This is a genomic window from Paenibacillus mobilis (assembly GCF_058267595.1).
This window is the reverse complement of sequence record NZ_JBZCMS010000008.1, coordinates 52,316-68,724: the sequence shown is the minus strand read 5'-3', so window position 1 is coordinate 68,724 and position 16,409 is coordinate 52,316. Positions and strand designations below refer to the sequence as shown.

General features: G+C 52.2%; 17 protein-coding genes. 4 read left to right on the top strand and 13 right to left on the bottom strand.

Annotation, left to right across the window (positions count from 1 at the left end; translation table 11 throughout):
- Window positions 1-75: 75 nt before the first annotated feature.
- Entirely contained in the window at window positions 76-720 is a 645-nt protein-coding gene (locus AC3ZPD_RS15760) for a hypothetical protein (RefSeq protein WP_490985240.1), read from the bottom strand.
- Window positions 721-770: 50 nt separating this feature from the next.
- The gene (locus tag AC3ZPD_RS15755; RefSeq protein ID WP_490985239.1) at window positions 771-944 is read right to left on the bottom strand and encodes a hypothetical protein; all 174 of its coding nucleotides are present in this window, start codon (window positions 942-944) and stop codon (window positions 771-773) included.
- Window positions 945-1,204: 260 nt separating this feature from the next.
- Here AC3ZPD_RS15755 and AC3ZPD_RS15750 point away from each other — a divergent pair, with 260 nt between their 5' ends.
- On the top strand, window positions 1,205-3,358 hold the full coding sequence (locus AC3ZPD_RS15750) for a carbohydrate-binding protein (RefSeq protein ID WP_490985238.1): 2,154 nt from the start codon (window positions 1,205-1,207) through the stop codon (window positions 3,356-3,358).
- Between the two features lie 222 nt (window positions 3,359-3,580).
- Window positions 3,581-4,555 (top strand): YsnF/AvaK domain-containing protein, encoded by a 975-nt coding sequence (locus AC3ZPD_RS15745; RefSeq protein WP_490985237.1) that lies wholly within the window; start codon window positions 3,581-3,583, stop codon window positions 4,553-4,555.
- Window positions 4,556-5,225: 670 nt separating this feature from the next.
- On the opposite strand, the gene AC3ZPD_RS15740 is transcribed toward AC3ZPD_RS15745, so the two are convergent.
- The 7 genes from AC3ZPD_RS15740 to AC3ZPD_RS15710 all read right to left on the bottom strand — a co-directional run bounded on the left by AC3ZPD_RS15740 (window position 5,226) and on the right by AC3ZPD_RS15710 (window position 10,963).
- Complete coding sequence (locus tag AC3ZPD_RS15740) at window positions 5,226-6,518, bottom strand: ABC transporter permease (protein WP_490985236.1); 1,293 nt, start codon at window positions 6,516-6,518, stop codon at window positions 5,226-5,228.
- Window positions 6,511-7,416: an ABC transporter ATP-binding protein gene (locus tag AC3ZPD_RS15735; RefSeq protein ID WP_490985235.1), complete on the bottom strand. Its 906-nt coding sequence runs from the start codon at window positions 7,414-7,416 to the stop codon at window positions 6,511-6,513. The genes AC3ZPD_RS15740 and AC3ZPD_RS15735 overlap by 8 nt, the downstream gene beginning before the upstream one ends.
- On the bottom strand, window positions 7,413-8,324 hold the full coding sequence (locus AC3ZPD_RS15730) for an ATP-binding cassette domain-containing protein (RefSeq protein ID WP_490985234.1): 912 nt from the start codon (window positions 8,322-8,324) through the stop codon (window positions 7,413-7,415). Before AC3ZPD_RS15730 ends, AC3ZPD_RS15735 begins: the two co-directional genes overlap by 4 nt.
- Window positions 8,321-8,734: a GntR family transcriptional regulator gene (locus AC3ZPD_RS15725; RefSeq protein ID WP_490985233.1), complete on the bottom strand. Its 414-nt coding sequence runs from the start codon at window positions 8,732-8,734 to the stop codon at window positions 8,321-8,323. Before AC3ZPD_RS15725 ends, AC3ZPD_RS15730 begins: the two co-directional genes overlap by 4 nt.
- Window positions 8,735-8,791: 57 nt before the next feature.
- The gene (locus AC3ZPD_RS15720) at window positions 8,792-9,514 is read right to left on the bottom strand and encodes a hypothetical protein (protein WP_490985232.1); all 723 of its coding nucleotides are present in this window, start codon (window positions 9,512-9,514) and stop codon (window positions 8,792-8,794) included.
- 339 nt (window positions 9,515-9,853) lie between these two features.
- Window positions 9,854-10,609 (bottom strand): type I methionyl aminopeptidase, encoded by a 756-nt coding sequence (map, locus tag AC3ZPD_RS15715; protein WP_490985231.1) that lies wholly within the window; start codon window positions 10,607-10,609, stop codon window positions 9,854-9,856.
- A 165-nt stretch (window positions 10,610-10,774) separates the two neighbouring features.
- On the bottom strand, window positions 10,775-10,963 hold the full coding sequence (locus AC3ZPD_RS15710) for a hypothetical protein (protein ID WP_490985230.1): 189 nt from the start codon (window positions 10,961-10,963) through the stop codon (window positions 10,775-10,777).
- 471 nt (window positions 10,964-11,434) lie between these two features.
- On the opposite strand from AC3ZPD_RS15710, the gene AC3ZPD_RS15705 reads away from it, so the two are divergent.
- Together AC3ZPD_RS15705 and AC3ZPD_RS15700 are read left to right on the top strand one after the other, a co-directional pair.
- Window positions 11,435-12,598, top strand: a complete 1,164-nt coding sequence (locus tag AC3ZPD_RS15705) for an MGDG synthase family glycosyltransferase (RefSeq protein ID WP_490985229.1) — start codon at window positions 11,435-11,437, stop codon at window positions 12,596-12,598.
- A gap of 133 nt (window positions 12,599-12,731) precedes the next feature.
- Window positions 12,732-13,070 carry a DUF4870 domain-containing protein gene (locus AC3ZPD_RS15700; RefSeq protein ID WP_490985228.1) on the top strand — a complete coding sequence of 113 codons (339 nt, stop codon included), beginning with the start codon at window positions 12,732-12,734 and terminating at the stop codon, window positions 13,068-13,070.
- Window positions 13,071-13,308: 238 nt separating this feature from the next.
- On the opposite strand, the gene AC3ZPD_RS15695 is transcribed toward AC3ZPD_RS15700, so the two are convergent.
- The 4 genes from AC3ZPD_RS15695 to AC3ZPD_RS15680 form a co-directional block, all read right to left on the bottom strand.
- Window positions 13,309-14,346, bottom strand: a complete 1,038-nt coding sequence (locus tag AC3ZPD_RS15695; RefSeq protein WP_490985227.1) for a LacI family DNA-binding transcriptional regulator — start codon at window positions 14,344-14,346, stop codon at window positions 13,309-13,311.
- A 7-nt stretch (window positions 14,347-14,353) separates the two neighbouring features.
- The gene (locus tag AC3ZPD_RS15690) at window positions 14,354-14,923 is read right to left on the bottom strand and encodes a xanthine phosphoribosyltransferase (RefSeq protein ID WP_490985226.1); all 570 of its coding nucleotides are present in this window, start codon (window positions 14,921-14,923) and stop codon (window positions 14,354-14,356) included.
- A 194-nt stretch (window positions 14,924-15,117) separates the two neighbouring features.
- The gene (locus tag AC3ZPD_RS15685) at window positions 15,118-15,426 is read right to left on the bottom strand and encodes a hypothetical protein (protein ID WP_490985225.1); all 309 of its coding nucleotides are present in this window, start codon (window positions 15,424-15,426) and stop codon (window positions 15,118-15,120) included.
- Window positions 15,427-15,598: 172 nt separating this feature from the next.
- Complete coding sequence (locus tag AC3ZPD_RS15680) at window positions 15,599-16,333, bottom strand: zinc ribbon domain-containing protein (protein ID WP_490985224.1); 735 nt, start codon at window positions 16,331-16,333, stop codon at window positions 15,599-15,601.
- Window positions 16,334-16,409: the final 76 nt, after the last annotated feature.

The window sequence follows — 16,409 nt, the reverse complement described above, 5'->3', positions numbered from 1 at the left end:
ACCAAAGGAGATAAACGCCTTTGGTCTTTGTTTTTTTAAGACTGGTTTTGGGTTTGATTACTGAGTTTCTAACCGCTATTTCACCCTTTTAGTCTGGCCGTCCACTTCGATTTCGGCCGATATCTCCTTCAGCCAGCCTGTCAATTGAACCTCCTGCTGTTGATCCGCCACAAATTTCCCGCCAACCATCCCTTTGCTGTGAGGTGGAACCGAAAGCTCCCTGCTGCCAAAACGGAGATCCGGATAATAGTCCGACAAGTCCGGGGTAATCGAAACGGTTTGAGTGTGCCTGCTGTAATTCATGATCTTAAACATGCAATCCGCTTCAACCGTGAAGTCTGTCGATCGGACCGAACACTCGCTGTCTTTTTTCGAATAAGCCAGGGTAGAAATTCCGGTAGAATTGGACTTTATTATGTACATGGCCTGCTCCGCTGCAAGGGGAAACAAGATCAAAAAAGCGATGCAGCCTATAATCACCCTGCTCTGAACCTTCGGATACCGGGGACGATAATAATAGGTGACTCCAGCAATCCCCAGGATCAATAAACCAAACCCGATCAACACCGGCAGATGAAGTCCGGTTTCCCCTTCGCCTGTCCATGGCGGAATCCCTGCAGCCCGAAAAATAACATCCCCCAGCGATTGCTTCAGAGGAATGGAGGCCAGCAGGCATAATCCCAACAACAGAACGGCAATAAAAAGCCCCTTCCTTTTCACAAGCTCTCCCTCCTTCGGGATGAAAATAAACACGAATTCGGTATTCGGGGTTATCTTCTTTTCTCCTCCAGAAAAATATCCAAGGCCTTGATGCCGCGGCGAGCCAGCTTGATAAACAAAACCAGGCAATAAATGCTGACGGCCGCCAGCACCAAGTAGATTACGAGCAGCACAATCGGAAAAACACCTAAAAAACCCATGCTTCCAGCTTCCACGCTAGCCATATTTCGTCCTCCCCCTTTCTTTATCGCATACTCAGCTTGAAATGGAAAATCCAGATAATCAAGTACACATTTCCTGATTATACCACTTCATTTGGGGATATATGTTAACTATTTGCGAGTTAACCGAATTAAAATTTAATCGAATCAATAACAATTTTATACATAATTGCCAACAAGCAATGTTATAACTGTGTAAGGGAGAATGAATTCCCATTCAGCTGTGCTGCTAGTATTTTAATTCTGTAAGGAGGATGCCCATTTTGAAATCGTTAACAAAGAAACCTTTATCGGCTTGGCTGTTCGCTTTCGTCCTGATCTTCTCTTCCTTGTCCCTGTCTCCCCCCGCTTCGGCGGCGGCGGAAAACCTGGCATTGAACAAACCCGTTACGGCGGGAAGCTTCACACAGATTTATACAGCTGTTAACGCAAACGACGGAAATCAAGCGACTTATTGGGAAGGAGCCCCAAACACTTATCCCAACTGGATTCGGGTCGATCTTGGCAGCGTAACTGCGGTAGACCGGGTAACACTCAAGCTGCCGGATTTCTGGGAGAACCGCACCCAAACGCTGTCGGTCCAGAAGAGCATGGATGACACAAATTACGAAACGGTGGTCCCATCGGCAAACTATACGTTCCATTCAGGCACGAATTCGGTAGAGATTACTTTTCCTGAAACGTCAGCCAGAACGATCAAAATCAATTTCTCGGCAAACTCTGGAGCCGGGGGAGGCCAAGTTTCCGAATTGGAAGCATACGGGCCTGAGGCTCCTGCCGGGGATCCGAATCCTGGCTTGGCCCGTTCCGCCTTTGACCAGATAGCCGCTTCCGGTTTTGACAGCCAATTTGGCATCCAGCTGGAGAACTCCAGTGAAGGCGGGCAAAATATCGCATTCATCGATAACGGGGATTACATCGCGTTTAACGGTTTGGACTTCGGGAGCGGAGCCCGTTCTTTTCAGGCCAGGGTGGCCAGCAGCGCCAACGGCGGGGCCATTGAAGTTCGGCTGGACAGCCTGAACGGTCCGCTGGTCGGAACCGCGGCAGTATCCAATACGGGCGGCTGGCAGAATTGGGTTACCACTACGGCGGCCATCAGCACGGTAACCGGTACACACGACCTGTACCTGAAATTTACCGGAGGCAGCGGAAACCTGTTTAATATTAACTGGTTCAAGTTCGGTGCTGCTCCTTCCGATCCGCAGGATCCTCCGACTCCGCCAAGCGACGGGGATGTGGTCGGAAAGCTTTTTGCCGGTTATCAAGGGTGGTTTAATGCGGCTGGCGACGGCTCCCCGAACAACGGATGGATTCACTGGTCTAAAAACAGCAGCGCGCCAACGCCTAATTCCAACGTGAATTTTGAATTGTACCCGGATCTTCGCGAGTATTCCAAGCTGTACTCCACCAACCTGGGGAATCTTGGGAACGGGCAGCCGGCGAAGCTGTTTTCCTCCTATGATCAGGAGACGGTGAACAAACATTTCGAATGGATGAAAAATTACAACATCAGCGGCGCAGCCCTGCAGCGTTTCGGAGCCAGCGCAAGCGACGCGCCGGACGGCTGGAGAACCAACCGGGACAGCGTTGCCGTCAAAGTAAAAAATGCGGCCGAAACCTATGATCGCAAATTCTACGTGATGTATGACATCACGGGTATGAACCCCAGCGATTGGGTGCAGGCCGTTGAGCACGACTTTAGCAGCAACATCCTGAACAAAATGCACCTGACCTCATCATCCGCTTATGCCAAACAAGATGGGAAGCCGGTGGTCTGCATTTGGGGCATCGGCTTTACCGACCGTCCCGGTACGGCCGCGGAATCCGCCGCTTTAATCAGCTGGTTCAAAAATCAAGGCTATTACGTAATCGGAGGCGTGCCTACGTATTGGCGCACCGGCAATAACGATTCCAAGCCGGGATTTCTGGACGTATACGAGTCGCTCGATATGCTGTCCCCTTGGTTCGTCGGCCGTTTCAGCGGCCTTGACGGGGCGGACTTTTACAAGCAGACGCAATACGGTCCCGACTTCACCTTTACCCAGCAGCATGGCATCGATTATCAGCCGGTCATTTTCCCGGGATTCGCCTGGTCCAACCTGAACCCCGGAGCGCAGAAAAACCAGATCCCGCGGCTTCATGGAGACTTCATGTGGCGGCAGGCTTATGATCTGAAGAGCCTGGGGATTTCCACGGGTTACGTGGCCATGTTCGACGAATACGACGAAGGAACCGCTATCGCCAAAGCAGCCGAAAACAGCTCCATGATTCCAAACAATCAGTATTTCCTGACACTGGATGCGGATGGCGTCGCTGTATCGTCGGATTTCTACCTCCGCTTGGCCGGAGATATTAACCGGCTCTTTAACAATGAGATTCCGCTGACGGTTAACCATCCAACGAGTCATCAATAAGTAGAATGGCTGACCAAGCTTTTGTTCGATCACCTGCACCGCACAGATGTGCGGTGTTTTTTACATAAGGCTTCTGGACCCCATCCGAGTAAAATCTGCTGCTGAAAGATATCTGTATTGGATTTTGAAGAAAAGACCACGGTCCTTTGAAATTGTCGTTTGAATCCAGGAGTAGTGGTTAAGTAACATGTGAACCCAACACAACATCTGGAGGTAATAACCATGACACAGAAAATAGTGGGTGTATTTGCTACAGAACAAGAGGCTACGAATGCGATTCAGGATTTGAAGGAAATGGGCTACAGAGCGGAAGATATTTCCGTTATCGGAAAGAACAAACACGACTTAAATGACATTCACGAAGAAACAGGCACGAAGGCGCCGGAAGGTGTGGCTGCAGGTGCAGCGACCGGAGGTGTCCTCGGTGGTATAGCAGGTTTGCTAGCAGGATTAGGCGCTCTGGCGATTCCTGGCATCGGTCCGATCCTCGCAGCCGGTCCAATCGCCGCTACGCTTACAGGAGCTGCCGTTGGAGCAGGTACGGGCGGTCTTGTCGGCGGTTTAGTGGGCATGGGAATTCCGGAGGATGAAGCCGAGGAGTACAATGCCAACGTAAAAAGCGGCCGGATCCTCGTCATAGTTGATGCCGTTGAAACCCGGAAAAATGAGGTCTACTCCTTATTCCGGAACCATCATTCCATGAATGCGAGCCACTATCCTCAGGCTGCCGGCACTAGCGAAACAAGAGAGCCGGTCTTTTATCAGGAAATTGCGACCATGGACCGTCCGGATATAATCCCGGATGGGACAAGTCAAGAACGGACCATGCGCCTGCATGAAGAACAGCTGGACATTTCCAAGAAACGTCAAACCACAGGTGAGGTCAACCTGCGCAAAGAGGTGGTTGAACATGAACAATCCATTAATGTTCCCGTGACCCGCGAAGAAGTGGTGATTGAGAAAAAGGCGGTTCAGGACGAAGCTACCGGCGAGCCGATCGGCCGTGACGAAATGATCCGGATTCCGGTCTCCGAGGAACGGGTGGAAGTCAGCAAACGACCCGTTGTCACCGGTGAAGTGGATATTCACAAACGCCAGGTGCAGGACACTGAACATGTGAGCGATACCTTGAAGAAGGAAGAAGCCCGTCTGGAGCAGACCGGGAATCCGACAGTTAAGGGCGACAAAGATTTGTAAGAGGGCAAGGGCGGGCCGATGTAAAGGCTGGTCTCTCTGGATTTCCCTGTTGAATGGAAAGGGAAACGGATAGCGAAAAAACGGACAGCAAATGCTGTCCGTTTTTTCGTGTCGAGAAGAAGGTACTCCTCGCCTGATATTTTTTATTTACTTACTTGTACTTGGAAGATTCATTTCTAACCCAGGCAGATACTCCACTTTTATGTTTCCTTCGGCATCCGTTTTTTGAAACGCGGTTTTGCTTTTATCATTTTATTAAGCTACCTGAACGGTTTTATAGTTACAGAATGCGGCATGGATTCGAAAGGTTCAAAACGAGTATTTGTTATAAGCATCTTGCCGTCGGACACATTCCCATAAATCACATCTAGCTTTCGCCCCTTTTCATCGAATAAATCATATCCCATCTGTGCTTTAGAAATTTTCAGTTCATCCGGTAAAGTCACTTCAGTAGTTATAATAGATAGATCTTTGAAAACGATCCACGATTGTGGCATAGGCCTGTTTGTCACCTTTTTTAATACTGTTAATGACAGCGTTCAAATCTATCTCGCCTTGATTCAAATCCATCGCGCGCGTCTCTTTTCATAACCTATAACTAAAAAATATGGGGTTTTGTGACACCGTTCAGGAAATATTTATAAATATAAAAGCAAGACATCAGAAATCCCTACATCTTATAAGCCCGCATCGCTTTGCCCAGCTCTTTGAGCGTAGGGCGTTTGCCGTACATGAGCACGCCGGTCCGGTAGATTTTGGCCGACAGCCAGCCGAAAAACAGGGTGGCTACGAGCAGGATTACGAGCGAAACCGCGATTTCCCAGGAAGCCACCTCCCCTACTCCCACTCTTACGAGCATGGAAATCGGCGAGTTGAACGGGATAAATGAGGCGATTTTGATCAGCATGGCATTCGGCGTTCCGATGCTGAAGATTCCGATATAGAAGGAAACCATCAGCAGCAGCGTAATCGGCATGATTGCCTGGCCCAGCTCCTCCGTCCGGCTGACCAGAGAGCCGATCGCCGCAAACAGCGTCGCATACAGGAAATAACCAAGGATGTAAAACACAAGCCCATACAGGAAAACATCCACGCTGATCTGCGAAATATCAACGCCAAGCCCTTTAATGGCTTCCCGGTTATGCGGCATGGAGATGTTCGCCGCCACTACGGCCGCAAAGAACAAAATTTGCAGCAAACCGAGCATAAACATGGCCAGGATTTTGCCGAACATCTGGACCAGAGGCGAAACGCTGGTGATCAGGATCTCCATGATACGCGAGCTTTTCTCCGCCGTAACCTCCGAAGCGATCATACTGCCAGTGGTCGTGTTAATCATCAGGAACAAGATGATTAGAATGTACACATAAATATAGTTAGCCACTTTTGACTTGTCGGAGGCGCTGGCCTCTTTCCCGCCGGTTGTATCCGGGCTTCCGGCTTTCTCCATATTCAGCGTAACAGGGGCCGCCAGTTCGGCAAGCTGGCTGTCGCTGAGCGAACCTCCCGCTATGATCTGCATTTTCACCGACTGCAGGGCGCTCTGCAGCGTAGCCGTCAGCCCCTGGCCCGGACCGTCACCCGATTTGGACACATAGATCACTTCGGGAAATCCGGCGTTTGAATTTTCTCCAAATTTCAGGTAGGCGTCCAGCTTTTTGGACGATAGGTCCTGCTGGAGCTGGGCATCGTCCACCTTCCCCTGGTAATCAACAAGGCTGTAATCCGAGCTTTTCAGCTGATCCGAAACCTGGCGGAACTTCTCGGCGACTTGAGCCTGCGGCTCATATACCAATCCGATGTTCAGCGGTTTGTCGTCTTTGTTCATGAATTTATCAATCAGGAATGGAACGTTGGCCAAAATCGTAATCAGAATGGCAATGACCAGCATGGTGATCAGGAAAGATTTTTTGCGGACTTTGCTCATGAATGAGAAACGGATGACCGTACCGAGCTTATTCATTGGACTCCCCCACTTCCTTGATGAAGATTTGGTTGAGCGTAGGCTCCTGGATTTCAAAATGCTCGACTTCGCTCTGCGCCATGGCCGCCGACAAAATGGCCTTCGCCGCCGAAATATCCGAAATGCGCAGCTGGTATCCGCGTTCCTTTCGCTCAACGCCGGTCACGCCGGCAATTTCGTTCAGCCCTTCCACCGGCCCGGTAGTATGCAGTATCACGGATTCACGAGGGTAACGTTTCTTGATTTCCTGCAAATCCCCTTGGATCACCGGGTTGGACCGGTGCAAAATCGTAATGTTCCGGCACAGCTCTTCCACATGCTCCATCCGGTGGGTCGAAAACAAAATGCTGGTGCCTTCGTCGCGCAGCTGCTTCACGTTAGCTTTCAGCAGCTCGACGTTAACCGGATCAAGACCGCTGAACGCTTCGTCCAGAATCAGAATCTTGGGCTTGTGCACAACGGCGGCGATAAAACCCATCTTTTGCTGGTTGCCCTTGGACAGCTCTTCAATCCGTTTATCGTAATACTCCGGCACCTCAAACCGTTCCAGCCAATAGCGGAGGCTTTTGTCGGCTTCCTTGGCGGACATGCCGCGCAGCTGAGCCAGGTAAGTGATCTGCTCGCTCACCTTGATTTTGGGGTACAGCCCGCGTTCCTCGGGCAGGTAGCCCATTTCATGCCGCTGATCCGGGCCGTAAGGCTTGCCGAAATAGGAAATCTTCCCTCCATCCGGAAAAATAACCCCCAGCACCATCCGCATCGTCGTTGTTTTTCCGGCGCCGTTTGCGCCAAGCAGGCCGTAAATCTCCCCTTGTTCAACCTCTAATGAAATCCCGTTCACAGCCGTTTTCTCGCCAAACTGTTTGAATACCTGATTCAATACCAGCGGTTTTGTCATCCCAGCGTCCCCCTCTTCCATTTCAGTTCCTCAGGCAAATGTCCTTTCAACCACAGCTCCAGCGCTTCCTCCAGCTCAATGCTCCTTCTCCGCAAAATTTCGATGCCCTCACCTTCCGCCAGCTTGCCGGCTTCCTCGGGATTCACGAGCACCTTGACCAGATCCGGCCCCTGCTCCAGCTCCAATGCCCCGAGGCTCCCGGCTTCCTCCTTGCCGCCGCGGATCCACCACTCCTGAAAGCAATTCAGGAGCGCATCCTTCTCGACCATCCCGTAGCTTTTACCATCACGCATCATAAAGACGTAATCGGCCAGCTTCTTGATCTCGTCGACGATATGGGTGCAGAGCACCACCGTCATTTCCTCCTCCGCCAGCAGGGTGCGGAGCTCCGTGATCATTTCCCTCCAGGCAAAGGGATCCAGCCCGGAGGACGGCTCATCAAGCAGGAGCAGCTTGGGGCGGCAGGCCAGAGCGGCGGCAATCTCGAATTTCCGGCGTTCGCCCTTCGACATTTTCGAAAGCTTGATGCCTCTCGGAACCCCAAACCGGTTGAGCAGCTGCTCAAACCTTGTCCCGTCCCAGGCCGGATACCAGCGAGCGCGGAAGCTGCCGGCCTGCTCGGCTGTCACTGTATTTTCTTCGTACAGGGGGAACTCCGGCACATAGCCGATCAGCCGCTGAAGCTCCACGGGCAAGGTGCGCTCATGCCGCTGGCCAAACCACTCGAGGCTGCCCCCGTCCGGCTGAAGCGTCTTCATCATGAGATGAAGCAGCGTGCTTTTTCCCGAGCCGTTAGGGCCTACGACCGCCACCACATGGCCTGACGGGATATCCAGATCCACCGGACCGATCGTTTTCCTTCTTCCCGCCTTGATGACGCCCTCCAGCTTTACCGCCAATTCTGTCATGCCGAATCCCCGCCCTTCGCCGTGTTCTCAAATTTCTTCTCTAATAGCTCAAGGAATAACGCCTGCAGCTCTTCTTTGCTGTATTGAACCGACCTTGCGCTGTCGATGGCCGCCTCAAGCGCCTCCTGGACAAACGTCCGTTTAAAAGTGCCCCGCTGGCCTTCCTCCACCTTGCCCACAAAAGTGCCGGTGCCCTGCTTCGTTCGCAGCAGTCCTTCACTCTCCAGGTCCTGATACACCCGCCGCACCGTAATGGCGCTGCAGTTCAAACTGCCCGCAAACTCGCGTATGGACGGAAGCAGGGTGCCTTCGCCAAGCTGCCCGCTGACGATCATCGAACGCAGCTGCGTTTCGATCTGGTGGTACAGCGGCTCTGCGCTGGCTTCATTGATTTGTATGGGAATCCACACCCCGGCACCTCCTGTCCTTTCTCTGTCTCTAAATTTAAAATGGACGTAAAAAGCAGGTCAAACCACGTCTCTGATTTCAATTTTTCGGATTACGATTTTACCCGTCGCGTAAAGAGACAATGCGCCCAAAACCAGGCTGGCCCACATCACCGGGGACACAGCCCCGTAACTTCCGGCAGAAGCAAGGGTATACTGCACCAAATTGCCGCCCGAAACCGCAATAATGGCAGCAATCGCTGCACAAAGCCCCATAAAAGCAAAAGACATCCACATATAAACCCGCCCGCTGCGCAGAAACTCGAAATAGATATAATAGCCGTTCACAAGCAGGGAGTAACCCGTCCAGGTCAAAACAAACGGAATATACTTGATCCCCTGTACCGATTCATGAATGCCGCTGCTTAAAATGTAAATTACCGAATAAAAAATAAGGCCGTTAAGCAGCGTCACGCTTATTCCCTGCAAAATCCGGGAAAAAACCACCGCTCTGAGCGGAACCGGAAGAACTTTGAAATAAAGCAGCTTTTGGGTGTAGGAATCTTCCCGAAAATAGCGAAAGGAGCTGCGGCAGAACGTTAATCCAGTAAAAGGTATGATCATCAGAAACATAAAATCAAGCAAAACGTCCATGGACCGTTCCACGTCGTCTTCCTGAGCCGAATGAAAAAGCAGGCTGATGCAGCCTCCCATATAAAGCATAAAAATCAGATTCCAGACAAAAAATTTCCGATCACTGCTCCATTCCCGCTTCAACAAAAACAAACCGTCGCGCCAAATCATTTCCCTGCCTCGCCCCTTCCCTCTTGATCTCCCTGACAAGCACACTGTTATACTGTGTATATCTTTATACACAGTATATGAGCACTCCTCTCCATTGTCAACATTTAGGAAAAATATAAAGAGTTGTCCTAATGGCCTTTGCAAACCATGGGGAACCCTCCCTTTTTCACACAAAAAAGGGACCTCAAACTCCTAAAAATGAAGTTTGAGGTCCTGTTTCAGCTCCCCTGGACACTAGAGGACGATCGGTGCTTGACCAACGGGGCCAGCCTCGAACGAGCAACCGGGTTAGGAACATGGATCGGGTATATGCCCGCTTCGCGTTTCACCCGCTTTTAACTACTGCTCTGTTAAAAGATCCGCCCCGCGGCTTGTAATCGCCAGGGTATGCTCAAACTGGGCGCCCGGCGTTCCGTCCGCCGACCGGATCGTCCACCCGTCCGGCTCCCACAATACGGCCCCCGTTTCTCCCAGCATAAACACCGGCTCGATGGTAATGACCATCCCTTTTCGCAGCTTAAGCCCCGTGCCCGGCCGGCCGTAATTCGGCACGTCGGGCGGCTCATGCATCAGCTGCCCGATGCCGTGTCCGACCAGCGGCTTCACGATCCCGATGCCAGCCTCATCCGCCGTCCGCTGGATAGCGTAGCTGATGTCCCCGATGCGGTTGCCTGGAACGGCCGCCGCAATGCCCCGTTCCAGGGCCAGCTTGGTGACCTTGTACAACCGCTCGACCTCGGGGGAGGGCTCGCCGACCAGGTACGTCCAGCCGGAATCCGCCATCCAGCCGTCCTTTTCGACCACGATATCGATGGTGACGATGTCGCCGCTGCGCAGCAGGTTATCCGTCGGGAATCCGTGGCATACGACATCATTGACCGATGCGCAGGTTGCAAACGGGAATCCTCTATAGCCCTTCTGAGCCGCTTTGCCGCCACGCTCCGCAATGAAATTTTCCACGAACCCGTCAATCTGCCGTGTGGAGATACCGGGCACGATCGCTTTTCTCAAAGCCCGGTGACAATCCGCCAATATGCGTCCCGCTGCCCGAATCAGCTCAATCTGCTGCGCGTTTTTCGGTATCACTTTTGGCATGGGAAACGCCTCCTTTTTCTATAACCCTGTCTGCTGGCTTTCGCTCTAATGATCTAATATATGTAAACTATAAGAAGAAAAAAACCGCTCTCCGCACAAAAGCGAAGAGACGGTTTGAAATGTCTTATATCAATGCGATAGCCGGCCGACCGTCAGAGGATCACATCAAGAAACGGAAGAGTTAAGCTTCCCCATTTCCTTTTCCACAAGGGTAGTTAATTCTTCTTCATATCCGCCCATGATGCGGTACTTGCGAACATACTCCCTGACAAATTTTTTGGGATCCTTCGGCCTGAAAATTCTAGTCATCTCCCGCAAACTTTCCTTAACTTCATTATGACCTTTCGTTGCCATATGATTCCCTCCCAGAACGCTAATGGTACTGCTTCCGTAAATGAGAACGCCGAAAAGATCCTGCAAGTATTCATCTAGAAGTGGTTAGTTTGTCCCGCCTGCTCGGCAGGCATCTGACATTATACATACCCGGCAAGTTTCCGACTGAATCAAGCTTGCTGTATAAGCAAGACGTGCGGTCAGGCACCCGATAACACTTTATGTTTATCCGGATACAAATGGAACGGCCTCCTATCTCTCTATATTGTAACATATTCAGCGGCTCGTTTCAGCTTTCACCTTTTTCGGGAATTATATTTCTGATCCTTTCGTTATATTATCGGTTTTTAAACGGTTTAAGATAAGAGTGAAGGATTTGTTCCCTGAACAGCAAATTCTTCTATAGACAACTGAAACATATATATTTAAACAGCAAGAGTGCACAGACAAAATCCCTGAATTCTTACCAGGCTACCCGGGAGGAGACGGCTGATGCGTAAGCCCAAGGTTTTGATTGTTTATGCAAGCTACGGAGACGGGCATTATCAGGTCTCAAAAGCGATGGAAAATTCATTCCACGAACAAGGTATTACCGATGTGGTTCTGCTGGATTTGATGGCCGAAGCTCATCCACTGCTTAACGAATTAACGAAATTTGTATACATGCAGAGCTTTAAAACCATCCCTTATTTATACGGCTGGGTCTACAATACGACCCGGAGGATGCCGTCCAATCGTCCGTTTTACGGCATCCTGCATTCCATCGGGCTTAACAAGCTGGCCAAAGTGGTTGCGGGCATCAATCCGGATCTTGTCATCCATACTTTCCCGCAGCTCGGAATGCCAAGGCTCCTCAGACGGACCGGGCAAACGATCCCGCTCGTCAATGTCATTACGGATTTTGATATTCACGGCCGCTGGGTTCATCCCGCGGTGAACCGTTATTATGTGGCCACCCAGGATTTAAAAAACGAAATCGTCGCCCGCGGGATTCCGGAGGAACGGGTGATGGCCAGCGGCATCCCGCTGCGTCCCGGCTTTTCCGACAACCGGGGACCGCATGAGCTTGCGGCAGCGGACCTGGTTCCGCCTGGCCTCCGGCAGGACGGCAAACCGGTAATTCTGCTCATGGCCGGGGCTTACGGGGTCATGCAAAATATCGCCGATATCTGCAGCCGCCTTACTGCAAGCGGCGAGCGGCGCGTCATTGCCGTCTGCGGGAAAAACAAGGAGCTGTTCGCGCAGCTTCAGGAACGCTTCAAAGATCACGAGGACGTGCAGGTCTGCGGATTCGTCAACCACATAGCCAGCCTGATGGCGGTCAGCGACTGCATCATTACCAAACCCGGGGGAATCACGTTGTCGGAGGCTCTGGTCTGCCGGCTGCCGATGTTTTTATTCCGTCCCGTTCCCGGTCAGGAGCTGAACAACGCCCTTTATCTGAAAAAGAAAGGGATCGCCTTCATTTCCCAGCGCCCGCGCGACCTTGTCCGGCAGATCGAGCAGTTCTTCAGCAGCCGGCAGCCGGAAAGCGAGCTTTACCGCGAGCTTGAAAGCCTGCGCCGTCCGGAGGCCGCCAAAGCGATCGTCGAGGATCTGATCCGGCTGTTTATCGCCCCGGAGAATACCGCCGGCGCAGCCGCGGCACCGTCCTGATGAACGTATAGGCCATAAAAACCCAACCTGCCCGGCAGCCTTCTTTCGTTCTCAGCCTGAACGGCTTGTCATACATTAAAAAGGAGAAGGGGACTTCTCCCCTTCATCCCTTGACTCAAGAAGGTGTATGCCCTTGTCGCCATTCCGTTCCTCTACAGGCCTTCCTGAACATTTGGCCGCTTTCCTGTGTCACTTATTCCCTTTTATCGGCGGTATTCTTTTTCTGGCGATCGAAAAAAGAAGCCGGTTCGTGTTATTCCACGCCCTTCAGTCCGTTTTATTGTTCGGAGGGCTGATTGTGAGCCACACCATTGCCGGTTTTATTCCCTTTCTCGGCATCGCCTTGGCCTCGCTCCTTACCCTTGCGGGTTTGCTGCTGTGGATTGCCCTGATTATCGCGTCCCTGCAGCGCAAATGGCTGAAGCTGCCCTGGATCGGCGATTTTGCGGAGCAGCAGATCCGCAATTGGTGAAATAAAAAGAGCAGCCCTTCTACAAGGACTGCTCAGAGTGTCGAGAAAGTCCAGAGGACTTTTCGACACTCTGTTTTTTATATGGGGAGACTCATCTTTTAAAACAAAAATGGATTTAAAACGATCTGAGAACCCATTTTTATAAACTAATAAGGCAATTTTAAACCCCCTGCAAAAAAACAGGGGGTTTCTCGACAGCCTGAGCAGCCCTTCTACAAGGACTGCTCTTTTTATGTTTTCATACGCTTTCCCCCGGCAGCAGACCGGCAGACAGCCAATGCTTCCGCATTGCTTTTACGTCATCCTCACGTTCGCCGTCCCCGCTTTCGATCTGCTCAAGCAGCAGCTCGACCGCCTTCTCGCCCATTTCCTTGTAAGGCACGGCCATCACGGAAAGGCTGGGCACCAGCCGGGAGCTGACCCGGTACGTATTGTCCGCGGACATGACCGAAACGTCGGAGCCGATCTTCAAATCGAGCCGGGCAGCGGCTCTGTACACTTCCAGGGCGCCGTCCATCCAGTTGGACAGGTAAACCGGCCGGTTCCCCGCGGCGAGATCCGCCTGCAGCATCGCTTCGATCTGTTCAGGTTCCCTGCGCTGCACCTTTTCCACCCGGTCGATCCAGCCTTTGTCCGCGCAGAAATCGGCGTAGGCTTCCCGGCGGGCTCTCTCCGCCCAATTTTCGGGCCAAGGTCCGTCCTCCATCTGCAGATAGGTGACAGCCCCGACGCCGCTCTGCGCCAAAAATTCCATGGCTGTGCGGACGCTGCCGTAATAGTCGGCCATCACCGAATACAGATCCTCCGATCCGGCATAACCTTCGACCGAAACGTAAGGAATCTCGTGGTCGCGAATGCTCGCCGCCCATGATTCGTCCGCATAGCCCAGATGATCCAGCGTAATGATCCCGTCAACCCGGCGCTGGAAATATAGGGAGATCAGCTCTTCCCGGCTTGTTCCTCCGCTTCCCTGGCCCACAAGCAGCACATGGTAGCCGTGGCGCAGGGAAGCCTGCTGCAGCCCTTCAAGCAGCTGCAGAAACAGCGCGTTGGAGGTGTCCCCGAAGACGGCGATGCAGTAGCTTCGCCCCGTCTTCATGGCTCGGGCCACCGCATCGACATGATAATTCAGCTCGCGCATCGCCTTCAGTACCGCTTCCCGTTTCACCCGGCTTACGCCGATGCCCTGCGTGCCGTTAATTACGGCGGAGACAACGCTCCGCGAAACGCCGGCCAGCCGGGCTACATCCATGCTGGTTACTCTTTTCCCCGTCATAGGCCACCTACACCCATTCAATCTTTCCGTGATCCAGGGAAGCGATCCGTACGAGCGACTCCACCCGGTAACCGGCATCGGCGAGCAGACGACCGCCGGGCTGGAACGCTTTTTCAATCACGATGCCTATTCCCGCCAGCTCCGCGCCCGCCTTCTTCACGATCCGGGCAAGGCCCGAAGCGGCTTCTCCGTTCGCCAGAAAGTCGTCCACAATCAGCACGCGGTCGCCGGGCGCAAGAAACTTTTTGGACACGGTAACATCGTTAATTTCCTGTTTGGTGAAAGAATACACTTTTTCGGTAAAAATATCCTCGGTCAAGGTCAGCGATTTCCGCTTGCGGGCAAAAATCAGCGGGACATTCAGCGCCAGCGCCGTCATAATCCCGGGAGCGATTCCCGACGACTCGATCGTCAGCACCTTCGTCACTTGTTTCCCGCCGAACAGGCGGGCAAACTCTCGCCCGATCTCCTGCATCAGCACCGGGTCCATCTGGTGATTCAGGAATGAATCGACCTTTAAGACCTGATTGCCGAGCACAATGCCTTCCTGCATAATTTTATCTTTGAGCAGCTTCATAGGTTTCTCCTCCGGATCTTTTTCTGGGGCTGGAACTGCAACCGTTTATTCGTTCTGTTTCTATTGTAACGCATATGTAACGCAAAAAGCCCGTTTCCCCGCAGGGGGGAACAGGCTTACCCGGGGATGCCGACAGGCCAAAGCATTTCGTTCACAGCCTCGCCAGCCGGTCTTTCTCCCTTTCAAGCTTGCGGTCAAATGGGTTTGGTTTTATCCGGCAGCAGGTTGGCTACCATGCTTTTAAGATTTTTGTCTTCAAAATGGCCTTCTTCAGTCCCGGTATCCAGACGGCGGATGCGGATTTCCTTATAACCGGCTCCGGCGTCTGTGGGGACAAAGGTTAACGGATCCTGTTTTTCAAGCCGGAGACGGTAGCCCATATCCGTACACATGTTCAGGTAATCCTGCTCGGCGGGCAGCCGGTCCTCATCCAGCATAATCAACCCGCGCAGCTCTTTGATTTTGTCCTCGTGGACAACATCGAAATAAACGATGCATTCCATGATCCATCACACTCCAAGTCCAGTATCTTTTGTTCAGCATCTCCATCCGGCGCGCGATCCATCCGGGAGGAGCCTACCTTCTTAGTAATACGGCGCAGCTGGAGTCCGGACACGGAATAAATAAGGCGATTTCATGAAATTATACTAAATGACGGGATATACAAGGCTTCTTCTAAATCTGCTCGCCGCCGCAATGCGGACACCATCTTGTTCCTTTGGCAAGGGTGGCCGAGCAAATCTGGCATTTTACGACGGTGCTGCCGGAGGCCTCGGGCCTCGAGTCAGCTTCCTGCTGCGGAACCATATTTTCTTTCCAGGTCCGGATTCTGCGGTCCAGCTCCAGCTGGCGTTCGCGTTCTTTCTCCAGCTCCTCGTTGCGGCGCTGCTCTTCCTCCTGCGAGGCAGGCCCGCCGTAATATTCCGGTTCTTCTTTCACCAGCGGACCGCGGTAAATCATCGTTTCCGAGGTCACTCCCGTTTCGCGTACGGCCTCTTCCGGTTCTCTCTCCCGCACGGGCTCTTCAGCCGCCTGATAACGGCCTTCATTGTCGCTGCGCGATTTTAGCTTTCTGCCGCAGAAGGGACAAAAAAGAGCGTCCTGGGGCACTACTTTTCCGCATTCGCACAGACGCTCGTTTCTGAGCGCGGCGATCCGCGAACGAAGCTCATCTCGCTCTTCCGCAAGCAAATCGCAGGTTTTGGCCAGCTCCATCATTTCTTTTTCCGCAAGGGACATATCTTTAACGCGGTAACCCTCATAAAACACCTGCCCCATTTGCTGGTAATAGATGCCCATCTCACGTTCGATATTTGAAATCTGTCCGTTTAGTTTATTTATTTCCACTACGTTTTGGGCGCGTTCGCTCGCTTTATTCGCTCCGCTTTTAATTCGGTCCAAGAAACCCATTACCTTCATCCTCCGATCAAAGCAGCATCGTCTTCATTCCTCATCAAGGTATGATGCTTCATTCATATTTAGACGG